Consider the following 6710-nt stretch of genomic DNA (forward strand, 5'->3'; position numbering starts at 1 on the left):
GGCAGTCGTACGACCATGAAGGCGATGCGGGCAAGGCGGCTGCTGCTTCTGGCCGTTGGGCTGGGTGTGGTCGGCGCGGGCACGGCGTGCGGCGCCCACGACCGCGCCGGTGCCGGCGCCCCGCCCGTGCCGGGGACCGGTGCGGGCGGGGGCCGGCTCGTCATCACGACCGACGCCGGGCTGCGGCTGCGTCCGGCCGACGGTCACCGGGTCGCCGTGGACGACCGTGTCGACGCGGCCTGGTCCCACAGGAGCCGGACCTGGACCCTCGACCTGTCGTGTCCCGACCGGCCGCGGCACGGCAGCGCATGTCCCCGTATGCCGTACGTGAAGGTCCCGGACGGATTCAGCGTCACGGTCAGCGCCCGCAACGCGGGAGTCGACGCGGCGGGCGTGGACGCCGCGTTGGACCTTGCGACGGTCAACGGTGATGTGACGGTGACCCGTTCCGGACACGACGACGCGACGGTACGGCTCTCCACCCGCAACGGCTCGGTGCGTGCGACGGACCTGGACGCGGGCCGACTGCGCGCGGCGACCACCAACGGCGACGTGATCCTCGCCTGCACCACCGCGCCGTCGGACGTGACCGCCGTGACCGCCAACGGCTCGGTCCAGGTCACCGTCCCGCACACCGCCCCCGCGTACCGGGTCACCGCCGACACGGTCAACGGCCGCGCCACGACCGCCGTTCCCGAGCGGAACGCCGGCCGTGGCCCGACGATGACGCTGACCACGGTCAACGGCGACATCGAGGCGCGTACGGAGTGAAGCCGACGGTTATCCGGTGTAGCCGTCGGAGCGGCGGCGGTGGAGGGTGAAGGTCTCGAAGACCGACAGCTCGCCGTGCGGCTTGTCGACGTTGTAGTACGTCACATGCATCCGGGTGGTGTCACCGGGGTGCCGGCCGGGGTCGACGGTGAAGGCGGCGAAGCCATAGGGGTGTTCGACGTCCCGGACGCCCGTCCAGACCGCCTGCTCCTTGGTGTACGTGGAGGTGCGCTTGCCGTTGGCGCCGGGGGAGGCGGAGACGGCGGTGATGACCTTGGCGGTGCCGTCGGTGAAGAACTTCTGGTTGGTGGTGCCGGAGACACCGCCGCCGCCGAGGATCATGTGCACGGTGCCCAGCCCGGTGTCGATGGAGTCGGTGGCCGGGGAGACCGGGTTGGGGGTCAGGGTCTCGCTGCCCGTGACGACACCCCGTACGGCCAGCGACCGCTCGTAGTTGTGTTCGTGACCGCACAGCACCAGGTCCACGCCGTACCGGTCGAACAGGGGGCCGTACTTCTGGCGCAGGCCCAGGTCGGCGCCGTTGGCGTCGGAGGAGCTGATCATGACCTGGTGCATGGCGACGACCACCCAGTCGACGTCGCGGGAGGCCCGGGCCGCCTTCAACTCCTTCTCCAGGAAGGCGAGCTGGCGTCCACCGGAGTAGCCGCTGATGTAGACGTCGCCGCCGTCCTGGAGGCAGTTGTCGTCGTTCTGCAGCACGATCACCCGGACCGAGCCGACGGTGAACGCGTACCACAGGCCCGCGAGTTCGGCGTCGGTCTCGGTCGAGGGCAGGTCGAAGTAGGTCTGGTAGGCGCCCAGCCCGAGGGGGCCGTTGGCCTTCTCGATCTCGTGGTTGCCGGCGGCCGGCATCCACGGGCGGAACCGGGTCGAACGGCTGTTGTTGGCGAAGAAGTTGTTCCAGGTGCGGACCCGGTCGACATCGAGGTTGGCGTAGCACAGGTCGCCGTTGAGGAGATGGAAGAGCGGGGCGACCTGCTCGATACCGGTGACGATGTCCTTGGTCGCCGGGGTGGAGTTGGCGTCGAGCGCCACGGTGCCGTCGGCGGCCCACGTCACCTGCGGGGCGGACTGGTCGCCGAAGCTGGTGAAGGTGAACGGCTGCCGGCCGCGCGGGGCCGTGCGGAACGAGCCGCTGTCGGGCGTGGTGCCCTCGTGGGCGGCGAAGTAGACGTACTCCGTGCCCGGGGTGAGCCCGTTCAGTTCGGCGTGATGGACGTAGACGGTACGGCTGGAGGTGCCGTCCACGTAGGTCACCGTCCGCGCCTTGGCACGGGAGCCGAAGCCGCCCTCCAGGGTGCCGTAGTGCACCGCGGGTCTGTTCACCGGTCTGTCGGTGATCCACGACACCGTCATCCGGGTGCGCGGATCGGCCCCGAACGTCAGGTGCAGCCCCTGGACGGGGGGCGCACCGGAGGAGTCCGCGGTGAGATGGAAGGCCGGGGCGGCGAACGGGGCCGCCTCCGCCGTGCCCGCCCCCACCAAGGGGGTGACGGCCGCGCCGGCCCCCGCCGTGCCGAGGAGACCCAGCGCGTGCCGACGGCTGACCCCCTCGGAAGATTTCTGCGACCCGCCCGTGATCCCCGCCCCTGCGGTCATGATGCCCTCCCTGACGAGCTGTTGAGCTCTCGACGACGGCACCCTGGCGCTCCCCGGCGGCTTTGGGGTGAACGCCGCGTTGCCAGTTGGCCATTGAGTCACGTGTGACGGCCCGCGACGGTGTTCTTTGCCCCGGCCTTTGCCCCGGGCTGCCCAGCCGTTGACACGACCGCCGGTCGGGATCTTGTCGGCGGTGCGGGGTAGGCGGAAGGAGAGCGAAGGAGGAGTTCCATGACGACGTACGTCATCTCAGTGCCCGGCACCTTCACCGTGAACGTCGGACAGGAGACGCGGGCCGAGTTCATCAGGGCGCTGCGCCCGGCCGATCCGCGTCACACCCACCTGGGCCACGACGAGGACCTCGACATCCTCACCGTCAACGACGACGGCACCTTCACCGCTCGTGTCACGATCGACGCGGACAGTGGTCCCGAGGCCGAGCGGGAGGCCCGCGGTTATGCGGAGGCCGCGCTGGACGCCGTCGGCCTGGACCGGAACGACGCGCCCCTCGGCCCGGCGGTGATCACGGGCATCGACTCGGACGAGTGAGCGTCCGGTGTCCGGTGTTTCCCCGACATCAGCGATCGGATCGGGGGTACTCCCACCACGGAGGTCCATGATGTTCGAGGCAGGCGACATCCGTGAATGGCGTGGTCACGACGTGGTCGACCCGCGCAGCCGCAAGATCGGTGTGCTGGAGGCCATCTACGTCGACACCGCCACCGATCAGCCCTGCTTCGCGACGGTGACGGTGGGTCTGCCCATGCGCAGGCGGCTGGTCTTCGTCCCCCTGTCCGGTGCGACCGTGGGGCCCGGCTATCTCCGGATCACCCACCCCAGGGACGTGGTGAAACAGGCCCCGGCGATCGAGACCGACGGCGAGCTGCCGGCCTCGGACGAGCCGGCCGTCTTCGCGCACTACGAACTCGACTACACACCGGGTGCCGGCGGCGAACGCCGTCTGGCCCGCCGCTGACCGACCTACCGACCCATGCCGTACGAACCCCAGTCGTACGAACCGAGCCGCCGGGAGCGCCGATGAGTATCTTCCTCTTCCTCGTCCTCGTCGCCCTCGTCCTGGGCATCATCGGATTCGCCGCACACGGCCTGTTCTACCTCCTGATCATCGGGGCCGTCGTGCTGCTCGCCGACCTCGCCTACGCCGCCGTCCGTTTCCGCCGTGGCGGCCGCAGGCACCGCATCGCCCGCTGACCGCTGTCGGGGCGAGGGCTCCGGGCGTGCGCCGGGGCCCGGAAGCGGTGACCGGCAAGGAAGTGGCTGGTCGATGGCTTGAGCGAGCGCCGCGGGGTTACTCGGCTCCCATGGCGAAGCTGCACCTTCCAGGACGGAACACCAAGCGCGGCCAAGACGAGGCCTCGGCTTCCGGAGTGCCGTCGCCGCAGGAGGCAGGGCCCGACCCCGAGGTCGAACGGGCCGCACCCGCGACACCGGCGAAGCTGCCCAAGGGGGCCTGGGCGGCGGTCTTCAAAGGCAGCCTGAAGGAGTTCAAGGACGACGAGCTCACGGACCGGGCCGCCGCGCTCACCTACTACGGGGTGTTGTCCCTCTTCCCGGCCCTGCTGGTGCTGGTGTCCCTTCTGGGGATCACCGGGAAGTCGGCCACCGACAAGGTGCTGTCGAACCTCCGCCGGCTCGCCCCCGGCTCCGCCCGCGACATCATCACACGGGCCGTGGAGCAGCTGCAGAACAACTCCGGGGTCGGCTCGCTGATGGCCCTGCTGGGCATCGTGCTGGCGGTGTGGTCGGCGTCCGGGTATGTGGCCGCCTTCATCCGGGCGGCCAACGCCGTCTACGACATCCCGGAGGGCCGTCCCGTGTGGAAGGTCCTGCCGGTGCGGGTGGGGGTGACAGTGGTGCTCATGGTGCTGGCGGTGATCAGCGCGCTGATCGTCGTCTTCAGCGGCGGGCTGGCCCGCCGGACCGGCCAGGCGCTGGGGATCGGGGACACCGCGCTGACGGTGTGGTCGATCGCCAAGTGGCCGGTGCTGGTGCTGCTGGTCACGGTGATGATCGCGATCCTGTACTGGGCCACACCGAACGCCAAGGTCAAGGGCTTCCGGTGGATCACCCCCGGCAGCCTGCTGGCCCTGGTGATCTGGCTGGCGGCATCGGCCGGGTTCGCGTTCTACGTCGCCAACTTCGCCTCGTACAACAAGACGTACGGGACCATGGCCGGCGTCATCGTCTTCCTTGTCTGGTTGTGGATCAGCAACCTCGCGATCCTCCTCGGCCTGGAGTTCGACGCCGAGAGCGTGCGGCAGCGGGCCATCGCAGGCGGGCACCCGCCGGAGGCCGAGCCCTACACCCAGCCTCGCGACACCCGGACGTGGGACGAGGAGGACGTCCGCCGCCTGGACGACATCTGACCGCCAGGTCAGCCCGTGGCTGCCGGCATGTCCGGATTCCCGTAGTAGGCGTCGGGGCCGTGTTTGCGGGTGTAGTGGCGGGCGAGGAGGTGCGGGGGCGGTGGGGCGGTGGGGGACAGGGCGAGGGTGTGCAGGGCGATGTCGGCGACGGCTTCGCAGATGATGGCGTGTTCCAGGGACTTGCGGGCGGTGGGTCCCCAGGTGAAGGGGCCGTGGCCGGCGACGAGGGCGGCGGGGACTTCGACTGCTCGTCGGTCGTCCTCTTCGAGGAGGTCCACGATGACGCGGCCGGTGTTGTACTCGTAGTCCTTCGCGCATTCCTCGGGGGTGAGGTCGCGGGTGACGGGGATGGGGCCGTTGAAGGTGTCCGCGTGGGTGGTGCCCAGGACGGGGATGTCGCGGTGGGCCTGGGCGAAGGCGACGGCGTGGGTGGAGTGGGTGTGGGTGACGCCGCCGATGGAGGGGAAGGCGAGGTAGAGGCAGCGGTGGGTCTCGGTGTCGGTGGAGGGGCGTAGGTCTCCGTCGACGACGGCACCGTCGGTGAGACGGACGGTGACCAGATGGTCGATGGTGAGGTCGTCGTAGGGGACCCCGGACGGTTTGATGACGAAGACGCCTGCTTCGCGGTCGACGCCGCTGACGTTGCCCCAGGTCAGGGTGGCGAGGCCGACCTGAGGGATGGCGAGGTTCGCGTCCAGGACCTCCTGTCGCAGGCCGTCGCGGACTCGTGCGGTCATCGCTGGTCTCCTTGGATCAGCCGGTTCGTGGTCTTCACAGGGCCTGGGCGAGGCGGTGGTAGGCGGCGTTCCAGCGGATTTCCTTGGCGAACTGGCCGGTGGTGGTGGTCTCGTCGATGGTGAGCAGTTCGACGCCGGTCATGGCGGCGAAGTCGGTGAGGGTTTCGAGGTCCACGGCCGAGCTGAGCACGGTGTGGTGCGGGGCGCCCGCGAGCAGCCAGCTCTCGGCCGATTCCGCGAGGGAGGGGCGGGGTTCCCAGACGGCTCGGGCCACGGGCAGGAGTGGCAGTGGCTGACTGGGCGCGATGACGTCGACGGCGTTGGCGGTCAGCCGGAAGCGGTCACCGAGGTCGGAGAGGCCGACGACGACGGCGGGGCCTTCGGCGGCGTTGAAGACGAGGCGGACGGGGTCTTCGCGGCCGCCGATGGACAGGGGGTGGATCTCGCAGCTGGGGCGGGCGGCGGCGATGGAGGGGCAGACCTCCAGCATGTGGGCGCCCAGGATGCGAGGGGTGCCGGGGCCGAGGTGGTAGGTGTAGTCCTCCATGAAGCTGGTGCCGCCCGGGAGGCCGGCGCCCATGACCTTCATGGTGCGCAGCAGGGCGGAGGTCTTCCAGTCGCCTTCGCCGCCGAAGCCGTAGCCGTCGGCCATCAGGCGCTGGACGGCGAGGCCGGGGAGTTGGCGCAGGGCGCCGAGGTCTTCGAAGTTGGTGGTGAAGGCGGTGAATCCGCCCTCGGTGAGGAAGGTGCGCAGGCCCAGCTCCTGGCGGGCCGCATACAACAAGGACTCGTGGCGGATGCCGCCGGGGCGCAGGGCGGGGACGACGTCATACGACTCGACGTATTCGGCGGCGAGTTTCGCAGCCGCTTTGTCCTCGACGGCGTCGACGACGGCGACGAGGTCGTTGACGCCGTAGGTGTTGACGGAGAACCCGAAGCGGAGTTGGGCCTCGACCTTGTCGCCCTCGGTGACCGCGACGTCGCGCATGTTGTCGCCGAAGCGTGCGAGGCGCAGGCTGCGTGCGGTGTGACGGCCGACCGCGGCCCGGGCCCAGGCCGCGATCCGTCTGATGACACGGGGGTCGGTGGCGTGCCCGGCGACGATCTTGCGGTCGACACCCACCCGCGACTCGATGTGGCCGAACTCGCGGTCGCCGTGGGCGGCTTGGTTGAGGTTCATGAAGTCCATGTCGAT

The 6710-nt window shown here is 70.2% G+C and carries 8 protein-coding genes; 5 read left to right on the forward strand and 3 right to left on the reverse strand.

Annotated elements, in window-relative coordinates; genetic code table 11:
- Positions 1 to 24 precede the first annotated feature (24 nt).
- Positions 25 to 771 carry a DUF4097 family beta strand repeat-containing protein gene (locus ABZT17_RS39400; RefSeq protein ID WP_356356578.1) on the forward strand — a complete coding sequence of 249 codons (747 nt, stop codon included), beginning with the start codon at positions 25 to 27 and terminating at the stop codon, positions 769 to 771.
- 9 nt (positions 772 to 780) lie between these two features.
- Here the strand turns inward: ABZT17_RS39400 and ABZT17_RS39405 are convergent, their stop codons facing one another.
- Positions 781 to 2391: a metallophosphoesterase family protein gene (locus tag ABZT17_RS39405; protein ID WP_356356580.1), complete on the reverse strand. Its 1611-nt coding sequence runs from the start codon at positions 2389 to 2391 to the stop codon at positions 781 to 783.
- A 231-nt stretch (positions 2392 to 2622) separates the two neighbouring features.
- Here ABZT17_RS39405 and ABZT17_RS39410 point away from each other — a divergent pair, with 231 nt between their 5' ends.
- The 4 genes from ABZT17_RS39410 to ABZT17_RS39425 all read left to right on the forward strand — a co-directional run bounded on the left by ABZT17_RS39410 (position 2623) and on the right by ABZT17_RS39425 (position 4778).
- The gene (locus ABZT17_RS39410; protein WP_356356582.1) at positions 2623 to 2940 is read left to right on the forward strand and encodes a hypothetical protein; all 318 of its coding nucleotides are present in this window, start codon (positions 2623 to 2625) and stop codon (positions 2938 to 2940) included.
- Between the two features lie 70 nt (positions 2941 to 3010).
- Complete coding sequence (locus tag ABZT17_RS39415; RefSeq protein ID WP_356356596.1) at positions 3011 to 3367, forward strand: PRC-barrel domain-containing protein; 357 nt, start codon at positions 3011 to 3013, stop codon at positions 3365 to 3367.
- 62 nt (positions 3368 to 3429) lie between these two features.
- The gene (locus tag ABZT17_RS39420) at positions 3430 to 3603 is read left to right on the forward strand and encodes a hypothetical protein (protein ID WP_356356584.1); all 174 of its coding nucleotides are present in this window, start codon (positions 3430 to 3432) and stop codon (positions 3601 to 3603) included.
- 110 nt (positions 3604 to 3713) lie between these two features.
- Positions 3714 to 4778 carry a YihY/virulence factor BrkB family protein gene (locus ABZT17_RS39425; protein ID WP_356356586.1) on the forward strand — a complete coding sequence of 355 codons (1065 nt, stop codon included), beginning with the start codon at positions 3714 to 3716 and terminating at the stop codon, positions 4776 to 4778.
- A gap of 8 nt (positions 4779 to 4786) precedes the next feature.
- On the opposite strand, the gene araD is transcribed toward ABZT17_RS39425, so the two are convergent.
- Both araD and ABZT17_RS39435 read right to left on the reverse strand, forming a co-directional pair.
- Positions 4787 to 5515, reverse strand: coding sequence for an L-ribulose-5-phosphate 4-epimerase AraD (gene araD, locus ABZT17_RS39430; RefSeq protein WP_356356588.1), 729 nt, complete (start codon positions 5513 to 5515; stop codon positions 4787 to 4789).
- 34 nt (positions 5516 to 5549) lie between these two features.
- On the reverse strand, positions 5550 to 6710 hold a 1161-nt coding region (locus tag ABZT17_RS39435; protein WP_356356590.1), incomplete at its 5' end, for an L-arabinose isomerase.

Origin of the sequence: Streptomyces sp. NPDC005648 (assembly GCF_040605395.1) — a bacterium.
Taxonomy (GTDB): domain Bacteria; phylum Actinomycetota; class Actinomycetes; order Streptomycetales; family Streptomycetaceae; genus Streptomyces.

What these genes read in the sequence shown, in the direction of transcription:
- ABZT17_RS39410 (WP_356356582.1), top strand. Translation starts at nt 2,623, where the DNA reads ATGACGACGTACGTCATCTCAGTGCCCGGCACCTTCACCGTGAACGTC.
- ABZT17_RS39420 (WP_356356584.1), top strand. Translation starts at nt 3,430, where the DNA reads ATGAGTATCTTCCTCTTCCTCGTCCTCGTCGCCCTCGTCCTGGGCATC.
- ABZT17_RS39415 (WP_356356596.1), top strand. Translation starts at nt 3,011, where the DNA reads ATGTTCGAGGCAGGCGACATCCGTGAATGGCGTGGTCACGACGTGGTC.
- araD (WP_356356588.1), bottom strand. Translation starts at nt 5,515, where the DNA reads ATGACCGCACGAGTCCGCGACGGCCTGCGACAGGAGGTCCTGGACGCG.
- ABZT17_RS39425 (WP_356356586.1), top strand. Translation starts at nt 3,714, where the DNA reads ATGGCGAAGCTGCACCTTCCAGGACGGAACACCAAGCGCGGCCAAGAC.
- ABZT17_RS39400 (WP_356356578.1), top strand. Translation starts at nt 25, where the DNA reads ATGCGGGCAAGGCGGCTGCTGCTTCTGGCCGTTGGGCTGGGTGTGGTC.
- ABZT17_RS39405 (WP_356356580.1), bottom strand. Translation starts at nt 2,391, where the DNA reads ATGACCGCAGGGGCGGGGATCACGGGCGGGTCGCAGAAATCTTCCGAG.